Below are 19102 nucleotides of genomic sequence, written 5' to 3'. Positions count from 1 at the left end.
CCGCTTGGCACGACCGATAGTTGAGATAGGACAAAAGCATGGCTGATTTAATTGTTCCACCACTTGGCGAATCGATCACCGAGGCCGTCGTAGGGCGCTGGCTTAAAAACGTCGGCGACGCGGTCGCGGCCGATGAGAACGTGCTTGAGCTGGAAACCGATAAGATTACGGTGCAGCTGCCGGCGCCGGTGGCCGGTGCGCTATCGGAACAACGCGCAGCCGTTGGATCGACGGTGAAAGTCGGCGAGGTGTTGGGGCAGGTTGCCGCTGGCGCCAAAGGCAGCGCAGCGGCACCCAAAGCAGCAACGGTGGCGGCAGCGCCCGCAGCTGCTGCGTCTGCGGCTGCGAAGCCCGCCACCGCGAGCAGCAACGGCGCGGCCTCACCAGCCAAAACCGCCGCCGCGAGCGTCGCGACGACCAGCGCAGGCTCCGCCTTGAATCGCGACGCCTTGCTTAAGCTGCCGCCGTCGCAGCGTCAGGTCGCGCGCCACAACAACGCGCTGCCCGCCGCGACCAGCAAAGTCGCGAGCGCCGCGCCCGAGGCGCCGCTGCAGGTCGACGAGCGCGACGAGGTCATCGAAATGTCGCCGCTGCGCAAGCGCATCGCCGAGCGCCTAGTGCAAGCGCAGCACGAAACCGCGTCGCTCACCACGTTCAACGAGGTCGATATGACGGCGGTCATGGAGCTGCGCGCGCGCTTTAAAGACAGCTTCGAGAAGCAGCACGGCGTCAAGCTCGGCTTTATGTCGTTCTTTGTGAAGGCCTGCGTCGAGGCATCCCGCCTCTTTCCCGGCGTCAACGCCGAGGTCCATGGCAGCAAGATCATCTACAAGCACCACTACGACTTCGGCGTCGCCGTCTCCACGCCCAAGGGCTTGGTAGTGCCGGTGCTGCGCGACGCAGATGCGCTGTCGTTTGCCGAAATCGAAGGAGGCATTGGCCAGCTCGCCGAAAAGGCGCGTACCGGCAAGCTGGCGATGGAAGACCTCATCGGCGGCACGTTTTCGATCACCAACGGCGGCATCTACGGTTCGATGATGTCGACGCCGCTGCTCAATTTTCCGCAAACCGGAATTTTGGGTATGCACAACATCGTCAAGCGCGCGGTCGTCATCGGTGACGAAGTCAAGGTTCGCTCGATGATGTACCTCGCGCTGACCTACGATCACCGCGTCGTCGACGGCAAAGAAGCCGTGTCATTCTTGGTCGCCGTCAAAGAGCGCATCGAGCAACCCGAGCGCTTATTGCTCTCGGTCTAAGCCCTGCCATCGCAGGTTCTTGCCGTCATAGCTGACCAGCAACAGCGTTCGGCTTGCGACGATTGGCGCCAGCCACAGCGCGGCTGGCGTTGGTACCTCCAGGCGCAGGATGTTGTCCCACGCCTCGCGACCGGCGCGAGCCACAAAGCCGCCGCTGGCATCGGCGACTAAGACGTGCCAGGCCTCGCCGCGCGCCACCAAGCCCGCAACCGACGCGCCCTCCTGCAGCGCCATGCGGCTGATAGCCTTCGTCATGCCATTGCGGCCAAGCTCCCATACAAAGCCATCGCCCGCCGCGGCCGTGGCCGCAAGTTCGCGCTCGCTGCCGCCATCGACGATCACCGCGCCGCCACGCATGGTGCCGGCGATCGCCGCGCGTTCACCGCTTGGGGCGACCCGTACCGCGGCTGCAAAGAGGGGCGCGGTACTTGAAAGCGTGGTTGTCCACTGCACCTCACCCACCGGCGACAACACCGCGGCCACCATCGAATGGGACGTGCCACCACGCCGCGCCGAGGCCCGGGCCACGGGGCGGTGGTCGAGGGGCGTGGTTGCAAGCAGCGCGCGCGTGGCGAAACGCCCAATGATGAGCCAATCCGCCTGCGCCTCCGCACCGCGCCCGGGCCACGCGCTCAGCGCAATCACGCTCTCAAAATCGGGCCCCGCCAGCATGGAGACGCCGGTTACTTCGCACGTGCGCGACATCAGGACGACGACGGCATCGCCATCTTGCGACGCCGTTACGTGATGCGCACCCGCCCGCAACGCGCCGGTCACCTCACCGGACCATGCCAGTCCGTGCTCGCTCGCGGCCATCGCGGAGGTGGTCATGCGGCCGGTCCCCTCAAGCGTAAGCCCGCACGTCTCGCCACCGGTGGCATCAACGAGCGAAAGGCGCAGCTCGGGCAGCGTGGCCAACCGCGACGCATCCGCACCCGCCGGCGGCGCCGCGACAAGAATGCTGTCTCGCCCGGGATCCAGCGCCGCCCACTGGGCATCTTCGACGACTTGCGCGGCGGCGTCAGGAGTTTGAAGATTGATGATCTCAACCTGATTGCGCGACGCCGTGCGGTGCGCGACGGCGACCCGCCATGCGCCGCTTGGTGCCAGATCGACATCGAGCAACGACGTCGGCGGTGCAAGGTCGCGCAGCCCCGGGACCACCTCAATAGCGGGTAGCGCGGTCGGCGACCTCGGCGCGCCCTTTTGGCAGGCGGCACCAGCCATGCCGCAGTAAAGCAATAGCCAAGAGATGCGCATGGCGGCATCCTAGCCCAATCGCCACCTCGCTGTCTTACCGCGACGGCGGCCTTGGCATTGGCGTCGGGCGGCGTTGCTCGCAGCGTAGCTGAATCGGAAATGACTGAGAAAAGGAGAGTTCGACGACACAGTGGTGATGCCCGGTGGCGGAAAACCTGATTTTCTTGATTGGCGGCTCGGTGCGAATGACCCCAGTGGCCACCTCAATGCGGCTAGCGCATCTCTCCGCCTTCAGCAACTCCACCACGGCATCTACCGCAACCTGAGTCTCGACGGCTGCTGGGGAAGACTCCGAGAACCCTGCCGCCTCCATCGCCCGCGCATGGTCTCGCCGCAATATGCGCTGCGCGGTGCCGTAGTCGCTGGCATCAAGCGCCTCGCAGAACTGCTCCGGCGATCCTGTCAATGGCGTGACGCGCGCGCGGCAGCCGCCCAGAGCAGACAGGACAAAAAAGGCGACGACGATTCGACGATGCATTACCACTCGACACTACACACAAATGCAAACGCCGCGTCAGCGAAAGCCGCGCGGCGAGAGGCCCGGTTAGAGCCGTTGATAATGCGAGAGCCTAGATCTTCAGGCCGTTGCGACGCATGTCGGCAACCACCGAGGCGAGACCATTTTTGTTAATGGTGCGCAGGGCGCGGGCCGAAAGGCGCAGCGAGAGCCATCGCTTTTCCTCGGCAAACCACAGGCGCTTGCTGATGAGGTTAATCTCCGAGCGCTTTTTGGTGTGGCGGTTGGAGTGGCTGACGTTGTTGCCGACGAGCGGCGATTTTCCGGTTACTTGACAAATACGTGACATGGCGTCCTCGCTTAGTAAGATCTTAGATCTTGGATTCTTTAAATTCGCAGTGCTTGCGCGCGACGGGGTCGTACTTTTTCAAGACGAGCTTATCGGGCGTCCGCTTGCGATTCTTAGAGGTGACATAAAAGAACCCCGTATCGGCAGTTGAAACCAACCGAATGAGTTCGCGACCTGATTTGCCTTTTTTCGCCATAAATTCATTCCCCAAGGAGGGTTTTGCCGTCGCGCTTGCAGGGGCCAATCGCTGCGGGCCCCAACGTATGCCACAACGTATTTTGGGTTGCAAGGCCATCGCCCGCTCAGATCAGTCCGGTGATTGACCCGGCGACCCGCCGTGGGCCCAGGCTTGAGTCAGGTTCATTTTTGATCGCTTGGCGCGATGTCATCGCCCGCCGAGCCTTGCACCAGGCCGGGCAGGGTATCGGTTTGCCGCCGGGCGCGGCGGTCGCCGACCGACATGCCCAGCAGCGTCACGTCATCGCGCGCGGCGCGCTGGCGGGTAAAGCTATCCATATCCTGCAACACCGCCTTCGCGACGTCTTCGACGTTCCCTCGCGCTGAGGCAATGCGGCGCACGAGCCGGCGCAGGCCGTAGTAGCTGCCCGGCTCGTTCTCCGCTTCTAAGATGCCGTCGGTGACCAAGAAAATCATGTCGCCAAGCTCAAGCGTTACCCGCGCCTCGCCAACTTCCGGGTCAGGCATCACGCCCAGCGGCGGCACCTGCGCCCGCTCGCTCTCGAGCGAAAACACGCGATCGCCGCGCTTGAGCAACGGCAGACAGTGGCCAGCGTTGGTAAACACCATCGTTCGCGTGGTCAAATCATAGGTGCCATAGAGCAGCGTCGCGAACATGCCGTCCTCGCCGAGCGCAAACATCTCTTTGTTGACCCGCGCCACGAGCCGCGCCGGCGAGCGCGCAATGCCGGCGCGCGAGCGGATCTCGGAGGTGAGGCGCGCCATATAGATCGCGGCGGCGACCGCCTTGCCGGCGACGTCGCCGACCATGAACGCCAGCGTCGTCTCGTCGAGCCAGATGAAATCGTAAAAATCGCCCCCGACCTGATAGGCAGGCTCGTAATGCACCGCGAACTCTAGGCCCACCACGTGCGGCGGCGACTTGGGCAGCAGCGAGCGTTGAATCTGGCGCGCCATGGCGAGGTCGAGCTCCATGCGCTTTTGCCGCCCAAGATCGTGTTGCATGCGCAAGGCGCTCATCGCCAACGAGGCATGCGCGCTGATGCTTTGGAGCAATTCGACATCGACGTCGCGAAAGTGAGGCGAGGGTGCCTCTATATAGATAATGCCGACCGAGGCGTGCGCGGGCGCATCGCCGGCGACGGTGACGCGCAACGGCGCCGCGATGGCATAGCCGGCCGGCGAACGGCCGAGGCCGCTATCGGTGAGGAGCACCGCCTGCGGATTGGTCGCGAGATAGCCCGGCAAGTGGCTGGGCAGCACCAGCTCCGTCGTCCCGAGGTTGCGCTGAAACTTTATTTGCAGCGCCTCGTCGGCCTCGCGGACCATGATCGCAACGTGCACGGAATCGGGCCACATCAAGGCGAGCTGCTCGCCCAGGGTTTGCCAAAGGCTCGCCAGATCGGCGGTATGCGCCGAGGCCTCGAGCAACGCCGTCAGCACGCGCATGCGCCGCTCGAGATTGGGGACATTTGAGAAATACCCCATCAGCGAGCTGGGGGTGGTCATGCCGGTCGTGATCTCGGCGTCGGCGCGCTCGCCAACCAACGTGCGTGGCCCTGGGGCTGGCTGCACCGTGCGCACGCGAAACTCCAGCACATGCTGGCCGACCCGCAGCAAGGCGCCACCGCCGAGTTCGCGTCGTGACGCGAGCCTCACGTTGTTGAGAAACGTCCCATTGTTTGACCCGAGGTCTTCGACAAACCACGACGCCCCGTCGCGAAACACGCGCGCGTGGTGGCGCGACACCCGCATATCCGGAATAAAGATTTCGCAGTCGGTGCGCCGCCCAAGCGTGTAGGAGTCGCCGGTGAGACGCACCTGCCGTCCGAGTTCCGGACCTGCGACAAAGGCGAGCATCTCCACGGCGGCTATATACCGAAGATCGCCAAGGCGTTGCAAATTTCCTCACGTTTTCAGTCGTTTACCTGATGAGGCAGGTGAGGCCCGTATGGCCGGCGCCGTCGCTTTGTGGCAGCCCCGTACGAGTTGATGTTGCCCAGGAAGTTGAACGGGATTTACTTGACCGTCCTAAGGGGCCGGAGTACCCAACATGGGTGCGCGCACTAGGCAATTTTATCGGGGGAGAATTCGTCCTGCCAACGGGCGAGATGCTGACATCTAAGAACCCCGCGGCCGATGGCGCCGTGGTGTTTTCCGCGCCGTGGAATGCCGAGGCGACGGGGGCCGCGTGTGAGGCCGCCGCGGCCGCGCAGCCGGCATGGGCGGCGCTTTCGCGCGGCCAACGGTTTACCAAGCTGATGGCCTTTCGCGAGGCGATTGCGGCGATGCAGGCCGACCTCGTCGACGCCATCGTGCTGGAAACCGGCAAGCTGCGCGTCGAGGCGAAACAGGAAGTCGCCGCGCTGCTCGGCCGTTTCGATCTCAGCAAAGCCGCCATCGATCAAGATCTCAAAGAGGGCGCGGTCGCGCCGGGCGAGGCCTTGCGTTATCAGCCCCTCGGTGTGGTCGGCGTCATCGGCCCTTACAACTTCCCGTTGCACCTCTGTCACGCCTACGCGGTGCCCGCGCTGCTCGCCGGCAATGCGGTTGTCATTAAACCGTCTGACATCACGCCGCTCGCCGGGCAGCGTTATGCGCAGGCGGCGCAGGCGGCCAACTTGCCACCGGGCGTGCTCAACGTCGTCCTTGGCGGCGCCGCCGTCGGCGAGGCGCTCATCGCCAACCCGTTGGTGCACGGCCTCTATTTTACCGGCTCGTCGCACGTGGGCCTAAAGATCAACGCGGCCGCCGCGGCGCGGCCCGAGCTGCTGGTCGCGCTCGAGATGGGCGGCAAGAACGTCTCGATCGTGTTTGACGACGCCTCGTTGCGGCAAGCGGTGCACGAGATTCTGATCGGCGGCTATCTGTCGGCGGGGCAGCGTTGCACCTGCACCGACCGCGTGTTGGTGCAAAAGCACATCGCGCCGAAGTTCATCGACGCGCTGGCGCATGCGGCGCGCCTCTTGCCATTTGGTCATCCCGATGACGCGAAGGCGTTTGCGGGCCCGCTGGCCACGTTTGGCGCGCGCGACAAAGTGGTCGCGGCCACTGACCGCGCGGTTCGCGCCGGTGCCGAAGCGGTCGTCAAGGGCGAGGTGCGGCCTGGCGGCGCCTACCTCACCGCCTCGGTGCACCGGCTGCCCGACGGCGTCCATCACGTCGCGGGCTATACCGATATCGAGGTGTTCGGCCCCGACCTCTGCGTCGAGACGTTTGTCGACGAAGACGAGGTCGTGCAGGTGCTGAACGCCAGCCCGTACGGCTTTGCCAACGCGGTCTTCTCTGACGACGCGGGGCGCATCGGCCGCCTCGCGGCGCGCGCGCGAGCGGGCATTTGGAACAGCAATCGATCGACAAATCTCGCCAGCCCACGCCTGCCGTTTGGCGGCGTTGGCAAGAGCGGCAATTACCGACCAGGCGGCGCGTTTGCGCATCGCAGCGCGGTGAGCGCCGTGGCCATGCTGACGCAGACCTCGGGCAGCCTGGTGCCGAATGCGCAGTTGGTCGCGCTGTTGCCCGCGCCGGATCTCGACGCGCTGGCCGACAAGCACGACCGCGAAGAGCGCAGCGAGCTGGCGCGATCGCTGGTCGACGCGCCGCGGCCGTCGGGGCTGCGTCGCCCAGCTGGCGGCCACCTGCCAACGTCCGCGGCATGGATCGAACGGCTCTACGCCGGCGACCGCATCGCCAAAGAAAAGAAGCTGCCGGTCTTTGACCACCTGCGTTCGTCGGGACCGTGGTTTGTCTCTGTCGACGACGAGCCGCTTTCCATCCTCGATAGCATGTCGCAGACCGCAACCGTTTGCGGCGGTTTTTCGGAAGACCTTGTGGTCAAGGCCTTCGTCGAGGGCGAGTTTCGCGACACGGTGATGTCGACGCGCGACACCACCGCCCCTGATTGCCACGAGACCGAGGCCTTTGCCGAGACGTTGAGGCAGCTAGTCTCGGGCGTGCCGCACGTAACGTTTGTCGCGTCGGGCGCCGAGGCCAACGAGAAGGCGATGTTGCTGTGCAAGCTCAACTGCACGCGGCCCCTCGCAAATCGCGTGCTCGCGTTCGAAGGTGGCTTTCACGGCCGCACGCTGCTGTCGCTGCATGCGACGCATAGCCCGAGCAAGCGTGCGCCGTTTGAGCTCGCCGGCTATGAGCTTGGGTTCATGCCGTTTCCGGTGTGGAATCATCCCGGCGTCGAGCCCGCCGCGCCCTCGGGGTTTTATGCGGCTTGCGCCTCGGGCGATGCCGCGGAACTCGAGCGCTTTGCCGCGGATGACGATGCGCTGCTGGCGCAAGATGCCCGATCGCTGCTGGCGACCCATCAGCAACTCGCGACGGGAAATTACTTCTGCGTGATCATCGAGCCGATGCAATCAGAAGGCGGCGATCGCTATGCGACCGAGCGTTTCTATCGCGCGCTGCGCTTGCTTACACGCTTTCACGACACGTTCTTGGTCTTCGACGAGGTGCAAGTTGGCTTTGGCCTGGGCGGGCCATTTGCGTGGCACTCCATGTTTCGCCTGCTCACCAGCCGCGGCCAACCTGACTATCCCGATGCCGTGACGTTTGCCAAGCGCGCGCAGGTTGGCGTCGTGATGAGCCGCTTTGACGACCCCGAGCCGGTGCCGACGCACGGCGCGTCGTTGGTGCGCGGGCGCCTGCACGCCGAGATGATGTCGACGGGCCACGCGGCGGCGCGCATCGAGGCGTTGGTGCGCCCCAAGCTCGCTGATATCGCGGCCGCCTTTCCGCACCTAGTGCAATACCCGCGCGCGACCGGCTATGCGCTGGCGTTTGATGTGCCAACGCCGGCGTTGCTCGAGGCCTTCCTCGCGCAGCGGTTCTGGCGCGGCGCCATCGCCTTTGCCGCTGGCACCAAGACCGTGCGGTACCGCTTGTCCGAGACGTTTTACGCGCGCGAAATTGATTTGCTGTTTGACGCCATTCGCCGCTCGCTGGCGTGGCTCGATGCGCATCCGGGCAAGAAGGCGCCTGAGTGGGACGACTTTCCGGCGCCGGCAACGGCGGCGGCTGACAACGACGTCGAGCTGCGCTACCGCGACATCACGGGCAGCGAGGCGATGGACCTCTTGCCGGCGATCTTGGATATCGAGTATCAAGTTTATGAGCCAGCGCGGCGCACGCCGCCGGCCGAGATTCGCGCCGCCTTGCAAGACGCAGAGGGGTCGGCAATCATCTGCGAAGCCAAGAGCGCCAGCGGCACGTGGCAGCTCGTCGGTTTTGCCATCGGCGCGCCGCTAGAGCATTCGGCAGATGTCGAAGGCCCGAGCGAAGACGTCATGCTCGGCAAGCAAAACACGATGTACTCCGCGTCCATCACCGTCGCGCCGCGCTATCAAAACGCCGGCGTCGGCCGCAAGCTCAAAGAATTGCAGCTCCGCGCCGCGAAGTCGTGTCGCCGCGCCGACGGCACCTTGCGCTACGCCTACGTCACGGGGCGCAATCGCGTCGGCCGTACCGCGCAGATGACGCATCTCAATCGCGTCTTTGGCGCGCATGTCGTCAACGTGCTCAATGGTCAATACGCCGATCCAGAAGGGCAAGCCATTTACTATCGCATCCCGCTCGGCGCGTTTGCGCCCGATCGCGGGTTAGCGCCAAAGGCGACGGCAGCGCCTTCGGCCGAACACGTCGCGATCGACATCGGCAACGGCCTGATCGATCCATTTGCGCACCCGACGGCGAGCCTGGTCGCGGCGGAGCGCGCGGGCGCGCTGTATGGCCCGACGGTTAACAAGTTGACGGTGCTCAACTACGTCACGCCGGGCATCGTGCGCGCGATCGAGTGGTTGGGCGCCATCGTGCCCGAGATGCAGCATCTGTATCTCACATCGAGCCGCGACGAAAGCTTTGACAAATCGCTGCGCTTGCTGCGCTGCACCCGCAAGAAGGCCAATCTCGCGATCGGACTCGAGGGCGGCTACGTCGGCCATACCATCGCTTCGACGCGCTCGCTGTCGGATCCGTCGCTGCACCATGGCGGCCCCGGCCACTTTCGCTGGCCCCGCGTGCCGCATCCTCAGACCGTCGGCGCCAAGGCGGCGCTCGCGGCGTTGCGCGCCACCATTGCCGAGCATGGCGCCGATGACATTATCGGGTTTTACTATGAACTGGTGCAGGAGCGCACCGGGTGGGTGCTGCCACCAGAATACCTCGAAGGCCTCGCGGTGCTTGCGCGTGAGGTTGGCGTGCCAATGGTGGCCGTCGAGACGACGACTGCGCTCTATCGCAGCGGGCAGGGCGCGTTTCTCAGCCCCAGTTCGGGCCTGATGCCCGACGTCATGTTGTGGTGGTCGGGCGGCCAGACGGGCTATGTCCACTGTACGCCGAAGTGGTTCGTATCGACGCCGATGGCGTTGGTGTCGACGTGGGATGGCGATGAGCTCTCGCTAATTCGCCACTATCATCAACTGCGCGCGGCGCGCACGATCGATGTCGCGGCTGGCGTGGTTGCGCTGGATCGCGCGCTCGGCGCGCTCGAGGGACGCTATGCCCACCACGGCGCGGGCCTATACCGCACGATTGCGGCCGGCGCCGATGCCGGCAAAGTCGTGGAGGCCTTCGCAAGGCGCGGCTTGCACACGCGCCGCTACCCAAATGGCACAGTCGTTATTGCGCCCAAGCTCGATGAAGCCATGGCGGCCGCGTCGCGCCTGGCTGGCGCCGTCGCCGAGGAGCTGCGCTAGGTCGCCTATGCGCACGCTGCACTACCAACCCGGACATACGCCGACGCAGTGGGGCAGGGCGCACGGCGAGGCGTTTCGTCATGAGATCGCGGCGCTTGCCGAAATTCGCGGCTACTTGTGCACACGCGTCGGCGGCTTTGCCTCGGTGGAGGCCGCGCGCCGCGCTGCCCGACCACATCTCGTGGCGCTACGCCACGTTGATGCGGCGCTGTACGATGAACTATGCGGCATCGCCGAGGGCGCACGGGTATCGCCCGAGGACATCGCAATCGCCAACCACTATACCGACTTGCGCGATCTGTCGCCCACGGAAGCGGACTGGCAATGGGCGCCGGAATTGCGCGCGCGCGGCCTGGCGGTACCTAGCCACTATGCAGACGCGACCGCCTCCCGTGGGGCACAGCCTAGCACCGCCGACGCGGGCGATCCGGGCGGCTGCAGCGTGGTGTGGTCAACCGCGGGTGGCGACGCCTTGCTCGGCCAGACCTGGGACATGCACGCTACGGCAATTCCGTACGTGATGATGCTGCATGTGCCGAGCGCGGGCCCGGCGCCGGCGGCGTGGCTGCTTGGTCTCACGGGCTGCCTGGGCCTCGCCGGCATGAATGAATACAACGTCGGCGTCTGCATCAATAATCTGTTCTCGACCGATGCGACGGTTGGCCTGGTGTGGCCGGCCATCGTGCGTCGCGCGCTGCGCGAAACCACCGCACGTGCCGCGTTTGAGGTCTTGAAAGCCAGCCCGGTCGGTTCGGGGCATCACTATTTTGTCGCCGATGCCACCGAGGCGTTCGGCATCGAAACCTCGGGGCAGCGGCGCGAGGTGCTATTTGACAGCCGCCGCGAGCCCAAGCAGAGTTATTGGCACACCAATCATTGTCTGCATCCTGAGGTCGCGGCGGCTTCTAAGGTGCCACCTACGAGCACCACGCAAGCGCGCTATGATTGGTTAACGAGCAGCATCGAGCACACGCCCGTCGCTGACCTAACCGACTTGTGGCGGCGCCTTGGCTCGACCGACGGCTGGCCCAATTCCGTTTGCACCAATATTTCGACGTCGGCTAATCCGCACGGCGCGGCGACGTGTGGCGCGATCGCGATGAACCTGACGGCGGGCACGCTGTGGGCGCAGAGTGGCCTCATCAATGGCGTGGCGCCCGAAATATATTCGTTCGCTGCCGGCTCCGCGACGGCAAGCAAAGGCACCCCATGAGCCCAGATCCCTATTTCTACACGTGGACGGCGCAACGCCACGCCAAGCCGCAGCACATGACCGGCGGACGCGGCGCGCACTTTACGACCAGCGACGGCCAAGCGTGGCTCGACCTCGGCGCGCTGTCGTATCAAGCCAATGCAGGCCATGGCCACCCCGGCATCACGGCCGCCATTATTAAGCAGGCCGGCGAGCTGTGCCTGGTCGCTCCGTCCACCGAGTTTGCCGCCAAGCGCCAGCTCGCGGAAAAACTGCTGGCGCTGGCAGGACCGAGTTACAGCAAGGTGTTTTTGCGCTCGGCGGCGCCGAGGCCAACGAGAACGCGCTCAAGATCGCGCGCCAGTTTACGGGACGGCATAAATTTATTTCGCGCTATCGCAGCTATCACGGCGCCACCGCAGGCGCGATCGCGCTTACCGGCGATTGGCGACGCATCGCGGCCGAGCCCGGGATGCCTGGCGTGATTCACGTCAACGATTGCTCGATCGACCACTGTGCCCATGGCCACGCGCCTGCGGCGTGCGCGGCGACCTGTCCGGGCGAGCTCGACGCGATCATGACGTTTGAAGGGCGCGGCACCATTGCGGCGGCGATCTTCGAGCCGGTGCCTGGCGCCAATGGCGTCTATATCCCGCACGATACCTATTGGCCGGCAATCGCCGCCGCCTGCGCGAAACACGGCGCGCTGCTGATTGCCGACGAGGTGCTCACCGGGTTTGGTCGCACCGGGCTGCCGTTTGCGCACAAGCGTTGGGGCGTCGTGCCCGACATGATTACGGTGGCCAAGGCGCTCACCGGCGGCTATGCGCCGCTGTCGGCGGTGATCGTGCACAAGCGCATCGCGGACCATTTTGACGACGTCGTGCTCGCGTGCGGCCTCACCAACTATGCGCACCCGCTTGGATGCGCCGCGGGCGTGGCGGCGCTAACGGCGTACGAAGACGAGGGCATGTATCAAAATGCCGAAGCGCTAGCTCCGCAGTTGCGTCAAGCGTTGCAGGCCACCGCCGCCGCGCTCGCCCCGCGCGCGGTCAAGGCGCGCAGCCTTGGCCTGATGGGCTGCCTCGAAATCACCGCCGAGCTGCCGGCGTGGCAGGCCTTCGCGCGCGAGTTGGCGGCGCGCCATGTGGCGCTCCATGTCGATGCCTCGCGCCAGACGGCCATCATTACGCCGCCACTTTGCATCACCAGCGCCGAGCTTGCCGATGGCATGGCCCGCTTTACCGCCGCGGCGCGCGCCGCCTTTGCCTAAGGCCTAAGGAGAGAGCATGGGACGACATCAGAAAAAAGTTTGCGCGTCGACCGCGGAGGCCCTCGCGGGTCTGCAATCAGGGATGCGCGTCATGGTCGGCGGCTTTGGCCTGTGCGGCAACGCCGAGGCGCTGATTGCCGCGGTGCCCACGCTGGGCGTAACGGGCCTCACCCTCATCTCCAATAATGCGGGCAGCCTTGGCAAGGGCCTCGCGACGTGGCTGCAAGCGGGCATCGTCGCCAAGGTGATCTGCAGCTACATTGGCAACAACGAGGATCTTCACAAGGCAATGGCGCGCGGCGACGTCGAGGTCCAGATGACGCCGCAGGGCACGCTCGCTGAACGCATGCGCGCCGCGGGCGCGGGCATCGCCGCGTTTTTCACGCCGACCGGCGCGGGCACCGTGGTCGCGCAGGGCAAGGAGGCACGCGAATTTGGCGGCCGGCAGTATGTGCTTGAGCACGCGCTGCACGCCGACTTTGCGCTGATTCGGGCCCACCGTGCCGACCCATTTGGCAATGTTCGCTTTTGGCGCACGGCGCGCAATTTTTCGCCGCTGATGGCCTCGGCGGCGACCACAACCGTGGTCGAAGCGGATCAGGTATGCGGCCTAGGCGACCTCGATCCCGACGACGTGCATCTCCCTGGCATTTTTGTCCACCGCGTGCTCGAGGTGCCCGAGCACGAAAACCATATCGAGTTCAAGACCAACCGACCTCGGCCGGAGGCATAGGAGCATCCATGGTGTGGAATAAAGAAGACATGGCGCGGCGCGCGGCGGCGGAGATCGAGGCGGGCTCGATCGTCAATCTAGGCATCGGGCTGCCGACGCAAGTCGCCGACTACTTGCCGGCGGGGCACGCCTGGCTGCACAGCGAAAACGGCCTGCTCGGCATGGGGCCATTTCCCTATGATGGCGAGGAAGATCCGCAGCTCATCAATGCGGGCAAGCAAACCGTGACCGTCCTGCCCGGAGGCTCGACGTTTGACTCGGCGCTATCGTTTTCGATGATTCGCGGCCGCCACGTCGATCTCGCCATCCTAGGTGCAATGCAGGTTTCGGCGCGTGGCGACCTCGCCAACTGGGCGGTGCCCGGCGGCAAGATGCTTGGCATCGGCGGCGCGATGGATTTGGCCTCGGGCGCGCGCCGCATCATCGTCTTAATGAATCACGCGACCAAGGATGGCGAGGCCAAGCTGGTCGGGGCTTGCACCTATCCGCTCACCGCCGTTGGCGTCGTCTCGCGCGTGATCACCGAGCTCGGCGTGTTCGACCCAACCCCGAGCGGTGGCTTTGCGATCGTCGAGCTCGCACCTGGCGTTGCGCGAGCGCAGGTCGAGCTCGTCACGGGTGCACCGCTTGCTTAAAAGACGACGACGCCGCGGTGCTCGCGCTCTAGCGCCTTGCGCAGCTTGCCGAGCGCGGCGTTTTGGATCTGGCGGATGCGTTCGCGCGAGAGGTGATGGCGATCGCCGATTTCGCGAAAGGTTTGCTCGTCGTCCTCGGCCAGGCCAAACCGTTGGCGAATGACCTCGGCCTCGATGGGCGAGAGCCGCTCGACCATTTGAGAAATTTGGTCACCGAGCGACCTCATCGTCATGGTATCAACCGGTGAGATATCGCTGGCGGGGTCGGCCATCGTGTCCACCATGGTGCGGTCGTCGTCGTCGTGAACCGGGCGATCGAGCGAGATCGCGCTGCCGAGCAGGTAGCGATGCATTTGGTTGATCTTCGCGAGCGGCACGCGCGCCTCTTTGGCGACCTCTTGTGGCGACGGCGGCCGCCCAAGCTCGGCCGTCAGGCGTTGCTGAACTTTTTGTAGCTGCGCCTGCGCCTCGAGCATGTGCACCGGAATGCGCACCGCACGCGCCTTGTCAGCGAGCGCGCGACCAATGGCGTGGCGAATCCACCAACATGCGTACGTCGAAAACCGCAGCGCCCGGCGGTGATCGTAGCGACCCACGGCGTGCATCAGCCCCAAGTTGCCTTCCTGAATTAGATCGGCCAAGGGCATACCGCCGCGATCGAAGCGGCGGGCCATGGTGACGACCAGGCGCAGGTTGCTGCGGATGAAGGTATCGCGGATTTGCGAGGCGCGAAGGTAGTGCTGGCGCACCAAGGGCAGCCGTGCAGTCACCGAGGCGGGCCGAACCCGCGTCGGCAACGCCGTGACCGCTGCGTTGACATCCCCGGCGAGGCCAAGCGCGGTCAACTCGCGAAGGATCCAGTCAATATGATTTCGGTCGAGGTCAGATGCGCGAAGCAGCCGCGCCGTCTGGCGAATTTCGCGGCGGAGCACGACGTCGCGCGCCCCGCGCTGCGACTTATTGGCACGCGGCAGTTGATAGGCCGCTGCGAGCGGGGCGAAGTTCACGCGCGGCTCTAATTTGCCGCCTAAGGTCACAGCCACAAACCGCGCCATTGTGCGCGACGAGAGCACCACGGCCCAGGCCCGTGTTTCAGCATCAGCCAGTTGTTTGGCCAGCGATAGCTCGTCCTCGGCGGTAAGCAGCGGCTGGACTGCTAAGTCGCGGAAATAGGCAGACAGGAAATTGTCAGAGGCGGCAGGTGATGCGATTTGAGTGCCCATGGGGTTCTCCTTGAAGGGTCGGCTGCGCGGCGGCAGCCTTCGATACCTTCACTACGACCAACCTCCGGGCCGGTTTCACAAATTCGTTGTTTTTTAAGCGTGCTACCGGCGGCTGCCCTTATGGGTAGGTGGCCAGCTAGCTCGCCAAAGGATCTGCAAGAAACGCGATGAGGCGGTCGACAAAAATGACCTGGTCTGGATGCATTATGCGCCGGGCGCGCGATAGCTCAATGAACTGCACCTTGTCGACTTCGTGCGACGCGCACCGCGGCACGACGCCCGCGGGCGCCTCGCCGACAAACGCATGGACGCGCTTGGACGACCGCGTGTATTCGACCAGCCCCATGGGCAGCAGCGTCTCCACCACGATGCCGGTCTCCTCCCACGTTTCGCGCCTCGCCGCGTCTTCGAGGGTTTCCCCCTCATGCGGCTGGCCCTTGGGAATGCCCCATGGCGCGCGGCGATTGAAGTTTCCCGACGGATGCACGAGCAAAATTTCGACGTCGTTGCCCACACGTCGGTACAACACCGTACCTGACGACTCTCGATGACGAGATTGGGAAGCGCCCATCGGCGCTAAGTTGCGGCAACCGCGGCGAATATGCAACGCATTGGCGCCGCCATGTCGACATTGTGATCACCGTATGCGACGATCGAGGCATGAGCAATGACACTCGCGCCCGATGGCTTGCGCGGATGGTAGAGGCGGGCCTCACGCACAAGGTGATTTCGCCGGCAGCGCTCGTGGCCCATGCCACGCCCGAACTCATGGCTGAGCACTTGCCGCCTGAGCTGCTCGCGCAATTGCTCGCGAGCTCGCTGCAGTCGGGCCAATTCACCCCGGACTCCGTGCTCGCCCACGTTTCAACTGAGACGCTCGTGACCTATTTGCCACACAATATTCTCTGGGCATGTCTGGCGGCTGGCCTCGCGAACGGCACGGGTGAAGCATGAACGACCTACAGCTTTTCTTGCTCACCTCGCTGCGCATTGCGCGCGATGAGGGCTTTCTTACCGCCGCCGATATCCTGCGCCACATCACGCCCGAGGTGATGGCCGCTCATCTGCCTCGCGCCATCTGGGCAAAGTTGCTGGGGGCGTTGGTGACCGGAGGCAAGGCCGACGCCGAGGCCGTGATGGGTGCGATCGATCTCGATACCATCGTAACTCACATGCCAACCGAGATTTCGGCTGCGATGCTGCTCGATGTCGGGGGGGCACAGTTTGGCACCGCCGGCGCGCACAGCGTGCCCGCCGCAACCTGGGGCGCGGCGACGAGTAGCAGCAAGGCTGGCCCAACCGAGGCGACGGTTGCCGTCCCCGCTGTTCGCCCGAGCCAGGCCGCCGAGGCCGCCGCGCGCGGTCCGGTGGTGGCGCGGCCGTCTGCGCAATGGAGTCGCGTCAGCGCGCCCAACCCAACTGCCGCCGCGATGAGCGCGCCGAGCGTTGTTCCAGGGCGGCGCCCGCAATCGGCGGCGACCGTGCGCGCCAAGCCACCCACCATTGAACCTAAGCCCGCCATGGCGGACGTGGAGCTCGACTTGGGGGAAGAGCGCCTCGACGCCGCTGAACTCATCGATTGGAATCCAACCTCCGAGGCGACGGCTAGCTTTGACGAAAAACGCAAGCGGTAGCGCGCCGAGCCCGGGTTGACACCAAACGCGCAATCGGCTACCAAACACCGGTTCGGGCGCATAACTCAGCGGTATGAGTGCCACCTTCACACGGTGGAAGTCGTAGGTTCAATCCCTACTGCGCCTACTAGAGCGTATCTCATAACCTCGGGCCGAGCGAGCGAGAGGCAGGTTGGTTAGCTGGCAAGGCGCGAAAGAGGCTCATACTGGTTGTATGGGCCGATTGAGCAACGCCGCCAGCTGCCAAGCTGGCCTCGCTCGCGACGGGAGAGGTTATGAGATACGCTCTCGCCTATGGAAAAAAAGGTCATCCATTCGGATCAGGCACCGGCGGCGATTGGCCCCTATAGCCAAGCTATTGCGGTGAGCCTTGCGGGCGCGCAATTTCTCTACTGCTCCGGGCAAATTCCGCTCGACCCGGCATCGGGGCAGGTGGTCGGCAACACCGTCGCCGAACAAACGGCGCAAGTGATGACCAACATCGCCGGGCTGCTTGCCACCGCGGGCGCGACCATGGCTGACGTCGTTAAGACGACGGTGTACCTGCGCGACATGGCCGACTTCGCGGCGATGAACGAAGTGTATCAAGCGCGCTTTGGAACGCACAAACCGGCGCGGTCGACGGTCGCGGTGGCCGGCCTGCCGCGCGACGTGCGCGTCGAAATCGAAGTCCACGCGATCTTTTAACGGAGCGCCCTAGGGCGCCGAAGCGGGCACGGTTGGCTCATCCTCTACCTCGGGGATGACCTCTTCGGTCACCGCGGGCGCATCGGCCGAATGGCCTGTTGGCATCTCGTCGCTGAGTTCGGCAGGTTCGGCCGCGTCCGCGGCGGTCTCGGCGGCAGCCTCCGGGGCAGGTCCCTCCAGCGCGTCCCGCGCGATTTGCCCGTCGAGGTAGTCGGCGAGGGCCTTTACCATCTGTTCATGCGCGACTTTGGCGACGCCATGCTGGCGCGGGCGCAGCTCGTTGCTGACGATCGCGAACACCAGCTCGCGCCGGCTATGCGCGCCTTTGGCCGGCGTTAGAAAGCCACCGAGGGCGATGACCGGATTGAGCGTGCCCGTTTTGCCCAGCACGCGACCATGCAAGCCGTGCTTAAAGCGCGCGCGCAGCGTGCCGTCTTGGCCGCCGACGGCGAGCGAGGCGCGAAACGCCGCGGCTGCGCCCTCGGCCAGCAAATGCGAATATCCCCCCGCGGCGCGCAGCGTCGCCACGATGTGAGCCGCGCTGATCCGCGTCTCATATGACAAGCCCGAGCCGGTGTCAAAATTCACCGCGGCTCGGCTTACCCCCGGCATGTCGGCAAGCCAGGCATACATCGCCTCGATGCCCAGCGTCCGCGAAGGCTCCGCCTGACCCGCGATCGCCGCCGCGGTATAGATCACGCGGTCCGCAAGCCAATTGACGCTGCGCTTGTTGACGGTGGCAATGATCGCCGCCAGCGGCGCCGATTCGTGGACGGCGAGGTCCGTCGCGAGCGTGCCGGCAGCGGCCAGGCCGGCGACGAATTCGTCAAACTCGCGCACTTCAACATGGCCCGCCACGGCGACGCCGGCGCCAGCAAGGCGCCACTTCAGCAGCTCCGCGGTGAACCGACCAACATGCTTAGGCGCGACGTGATGGCTGACGGCGCGGCCCTTACGCACCTTGCCCGTCACGATGACGCGCAGGATCGCCGCCCCGTGGTCATCGCGGCCCGCCTCCGTGCGGACCGAGATCGCGCTACGGCGCTTACCCGTCGTCGTCGCGCGATTCACGAGCACGACGCCCGGCAGCGGCGGAAAAAGCGATAGCGACGGCGCCTTGCCAACCTTACCTGCGGCTACGCGCACGCTGTAGCCGCCGCCGTAAATACCATCTCGCGTCGCTGGATTGCCGATGTAAACGTTGCCCTCGATCGACGTGATACCGGCCTGCGCCACCGCCTGCGCCAGCGCGGCGATGTCGGCCGTATCTAGCGTTGGGTCGTAGTTGCCGCGCAGGTAGACGCCACCCGCGACCACGCCTTGCTTTGGCATCGCCCCAACCACCCGCGTCGCATACTGATAATCAGCGCCAAGCAGGGCGATGGCCGCGGCCGTTGAGACGAGCTTGGTGTTCGATGCTGGGTTTAGCGGGCGCTCGGCCTGGTGGGAAAACAAGGTGGCGCCGGTTGCGCTATCTGCAACGTAGAGCCCCGTCACC

At 65.1% G+C, this 19102-nt stretch carries 18 protein-coding genes and 1 tRNA gene; 11 read left to right on the top strand and 8 right to left on the bottom strand.

The features are described from left to right. The first annotated feature begins 38 nt into the window (after positions 1 to 38). Positions 39 to 1259, top strand: coding sequence for a 2-oxoglutarate dehydrogenase complex dihydrolipoyllysine-residue succinyltransferase (odhB, locus tag IPL79_04425; GenBank protein MBK9070234.1), 1221 nt, complete (start codon positions 39 to 41; stop codon positions 1257 to 1259). On the opposite strand, the gene IPL79_04420 is transcribed toward odhB, so the two are convergent. The 5 genes from IPL79_04420 to IPL79_04400 all read right to left on the bottom strand — a co-directional run bounded on the left by IPL79_04420 (position 1242) and on the right by IPL79_04400 (position 5389). Next, positions 1242 to 2519, bottom strand: coding sequence for a hypothetical protein (locus IPL79_04420; GenBank protein ID MBK9070233.1), 1278 nt, complete (start codon positions 2517 to 2519; stop codon positions 1242 to 1244). The genes odhB and IPL79_04420 overlap by 18 nt on opposite strands. Before the next feature lie 34 nt (positions 2520 to 2553). After that, positions 2554 to 2997: a hypothetical protein gene (locus tag IPL79_04415; GenBank protein ID MBK9070232.1), complete on the bottom strand. Its 444-nt coding sequence runs from the start codon at positions 2995 to 2997 to the stop codon at positions 2554 to 2556. Positions 2998 to 3088: 91 nt separating this feature from the next. After that, complete coding sequence (gene rpmB, locus IPL79_04410; GenBank protein MBK9070231.1) at positions 3089 to 3325, bottom strand: 50S ribosomal protein L28; 237 nt, start codon at positions 3323 to 3325, stop codon at positions 3089 to 3091. 22 nt (positions 3326 to 3347) lie between these two features. After that, positions 3348 to 3521 (bottom strand): 50S ribosomal protein L33, encoded by a 174-nt coding sequence (rpmG, locus tag IPL79_04405; GenBank protein MBK9070230.1) that lies wholly within the window; start codon positions 3519 to 3521, stop codon positions 3348 to 3350. A 164-nt stretch (positions 3522 to 3685) separates the two neighbouring features. Then, positions 3686 to 5389: a SpoIIE family protein phosphatase gene (locus tag IPL79_04400; GenBank protein MBK9070229.1), complete on the bottom strand. Its 1704-nt coding sequence runs from the start codon at positions 5387 to 5389 to the stop codon at positions 3686 to 3688. Positions 5390 to 5634: 245 nt separating this feature from the next. Here IPL79_04400 and IPL79_04395 point away from each other — a divergent pair, with 245 nt between their 5' ends. From IPL79_04395 to IPL79_04370, 6 genes are read left to right on the top strand one after another with little or no spacing between them, the layout of a single operon-like run. Next, entirely contained in the window at positions 5635 to 10227 is a 4593-nt protein-coding gene (locus IPL79_04395; protein MBK9070228.1) for an aldehyde dehydrogenase family protein, read from the top strand. Positions 10228 to 10234: 7 nt separating this feature from the next. Beyond that, the gene (locus IPL79_04390) at positions 10235 to 11440 is read left to right on the top strand and encodes a hypothetical protein (GenBank protein MBK9070227.1); all 1206 of its coding nucleotides are present in this window, start codon (positions 10235 to 10237) and stop codon (positions 11438 to 11440) included. After that, positions 11437 to 11904, top strand: a complete 468-nt coding sequence (locus IPL79_04385) for an aminotransferase class III-fold pyridoxal phosphate-dependent enzyme (protein ID MBK9070226.1) — start codon at positions 11437 to 11439, stop codon at positions 11902 to 11904. Before IPL79_04390 ends, IPL79_04385 begins: the two co-directional genes overlap by 4 nt. Continuing rightward, positions 11892 to 12692 carry an aspartate aminotransferase family protein gene (locus IPL79_04380; GenBank protein MBK9070225.1) on the top strand — a complete coding sequence of 267 codons (801 nt, stop codon included), beginning with the start codon at positions 11892 to 11894 and terminating at the stop codon, positions 12690 to 12692. The genes IPL79_04385 and IPL79_04380 overlap by 13 nt, the downstream gene beginning before the upstream one ends. Positions 12693 to 12708: 16 nt before the next feature. After that, a complete protein-coding gene (locus tag IPL79_04375; protein ID MBK9070224.1) occupies positions 12709 to 13425 on the top strand; it encodes a CoA transferase subunit A in 717 nt (238 codons plus the stop codon). Positions 13426 to 13433: 8 nt separating this feature from the next. Next, positions 13434 to 14060, top strand: coding sequence for a 3-oxoacid CoA-transferase subunit B (locus IPL79_04370; GenBank protein MBK9070223.1), 627 nt, complete (start codon positions 13434 to 13436; stop codon positions 14058 to 14060). Here the strand turns inward: IPL79_04370 and IPL79_04365 are convergent. Together IPL79_04365 and IPL79_04360 are read right to left on the bottom strand one after the other, a co-directional pair. Then, the gene (locus IPL79_04365) at positions 14057 to 15283 is read right to left on the bottom strand and encodes a sigma-70 family RNA polymerase sigma factor (protein MBK9070222.1); all 1227 of its coding nucleotides are present in this window, start codon (positions 15281 to 15283) and stop codon (positions 14057 to 14059) included. The two genes, IPL79_04370 and IPL79_04365, sit on opposite strands and share 4 nt — an antisense overlap. A 136-nt stretch (positions 15284 to 15419) precedes the next feature. Further along, positions 15420 to 15797, bottom strand: a complete 378-nt coding sequence (locus IPL79_04360) for an NUDIX domain-containing protein (GenBank protein MBK9070221.1) — start codon at positions 15795 to 15797, stop codon at positions 15420 to 15422. A gap of 146 nt (positions 15798 to 15943) precedes the next feature. On the opposite strand from IPL79_04360, the gene IPL79_04355 reads away from it, so the two are divergent. The 4 genes from IPL79_04355 (at position 15944) to IPL79_04340 (ending at position 17604) form a co-directional block, all read left to right on the top strand. Next, complete coding sequence (locus IPL79_04355; GenBank protein MBK9070220.1) at positions 15944 to 16237, top strand: hypothetical protein; 294 nt, start codon at positions 15944 to 15946, stop codon at positions 16235 to 16237. Continuing rightward, entirely contained in the window at positions 16234 to 16917 is a 684-nt protein-coding gene (locus tag IPL79_04350; GenBank protein ID MBK9070219.1) for a hypothetical protein, read from the top strand. Before IPL79_04355 ends, IPL79_04350 begins: the two co-directional genes overlap by 4 nt. A gap of 54 nt (positions 16918 to 16971) precedes the next feature. After that, positions 16972 to 17044 (top strand) — tRNA-Val (locus IPL79_04345). 167 nt (positions 17045 to 17211) lie between these two features. Continuing rightward, complete coding sequence (locus IPL79_04340) at positions 17212 to 17604, top strand: RidA family protein (GenBank protein ID MBK9070218.1); 393 nt, start codon at positions 17212 to 17214, stop codon at positions 17602 to 17604. A 9-nt stretch (positions 17605 to 17613) separates the two neighbouring features. Here the strand turns inward: IPL79_04340 and IPL79_04335 are convergent, their stop codons facing one another. Next, positions 17614 to 19101: a D-alanyl-D-alanine carboxypeptidase gene (locus IPL79_04335; protein ID MBK9070217.1), complete on the bottom strand. Its 1488-nt coding sequence runs from the start codon at positions 19099 to 19101 to the stop codon at positions 17614 to 17616. Between the last annotated feature and the right edge of the window lies 1 nt (position 19102).

The organism is Myxococcales bacterium, assembly GCA_016716835.1.
Classification (GTDB): domain Bacteria; phylum Myxococcota_A; class Polyangia; order Haliangiales; family Haliangiaceae; genus JADJUW01.
The sequence above is the reverse complement of the archived record's forward strand: the minus strand, read 5'-3'. Positions and strand labels throughout refer to the sequence as shown.

Bases quoted from the DNA above. Each gene is read 5' to 3' on its own strand.
- IPL79_04415 (MBK9070232.1), bottom strand. From the start codon at position 2,997: ATGCATCGTCGAATCGTCGTCGCCTTTTTTGTCCTGTCTGCTCTGGGC.
- odhB (MBK9070234.1), top strand. From the start codon at position 39: ATGGCTGATTTAATTGTTCCACCACTTGGCGAATCGATCACCGAGGCC.
- IPL79_04370 (MBK9070223.1), top strand. From the start codon at position 13,434: ATGGTGTGGAATAAAGAAGACATGGCGCGGCGCGCGGCGGCGGAGATC.
- IPL79_04395 (MBK9070228.1), top strand. From the start codon at position 5,635: ATGCTGACATCTAAGAACCCCGCGGCCGATGGCGCCGTGGTGTTTTCC.
- IPL79_04350 (MBK9070219.1), top strand. From the start codon at position 16,234: ATGAACGACCTACAGCTTTTCTTGCTCACCTCGCTGCGCATTGCGCGC.
- rpmG (MBK9070230.1), bottom strand. From the start codon at position 3,521: ATGGCGAAAAAAGGCAAATCAGGTCGCGAACTCATTCGGTTGGTTTCA.
- IPL79_04390 (MBK9070227.1), top strand. From the start codon at position 10,235: ATGCGCACGCTGCACTACCAACCCGGACATACGCCGACGCAGTGGGGC.
- IPL79_04385 (MBK9070226.1), top strand. From the start codon at position 11,437: ATGAGCCCAGATCCCTATTTCTACACGTGGACGGCGCAACGCCACGCC.
- IPL79_04375 (MBK9070224.1), top strand. From the start codon at position 12,709: ATGGGACGACATCAGAAAAAAGTTTGCGCGTCGACCGCGGAGGCCCTC.
- IPL79_04380 (MBK9070225.1), top strand. From the start codon at position 11,892: ATGCCTGGCGTGATTCACGTCAACGATTGCTCGATCGACCACTGTGCC.
- IPL79_04365 (MBK9070222.1), bottom strand. From the start codon at position 15,283: ATGGGCACTCAAATCGCATCACCTGCCGCCTCTGACAATTTCCTGTCT.
- IPL79_04355 (MBK9070220.1), top strand. From the start codon at position 15,944: ATGAGCAATGACACTCGCGCCCGATGGCTTGCGCGGATGGTAGAGGCG.
- IPL79_04340 (MBK9070218.1), top strand. From the start codon at position 17,212: ATGGAAAAAAAGGTCATCCATTCGGATCAGGCACCGGCGGCGATTGGC.
- rpmB (MBK9070231.1), bottom strand. From the start codon at position 3,325: ATGTCACGTATTTGTCAAGTAACCGGAAAATCGCCGCTCGTCGGCAAC.
- IPL79_04420 (MBK9070233.1), bottom strand. From the start codon at position 2,519: ATGCGCATCTCTTGGCTATTGCTTTACTGCGGCATGGCTGGTGCCGCC.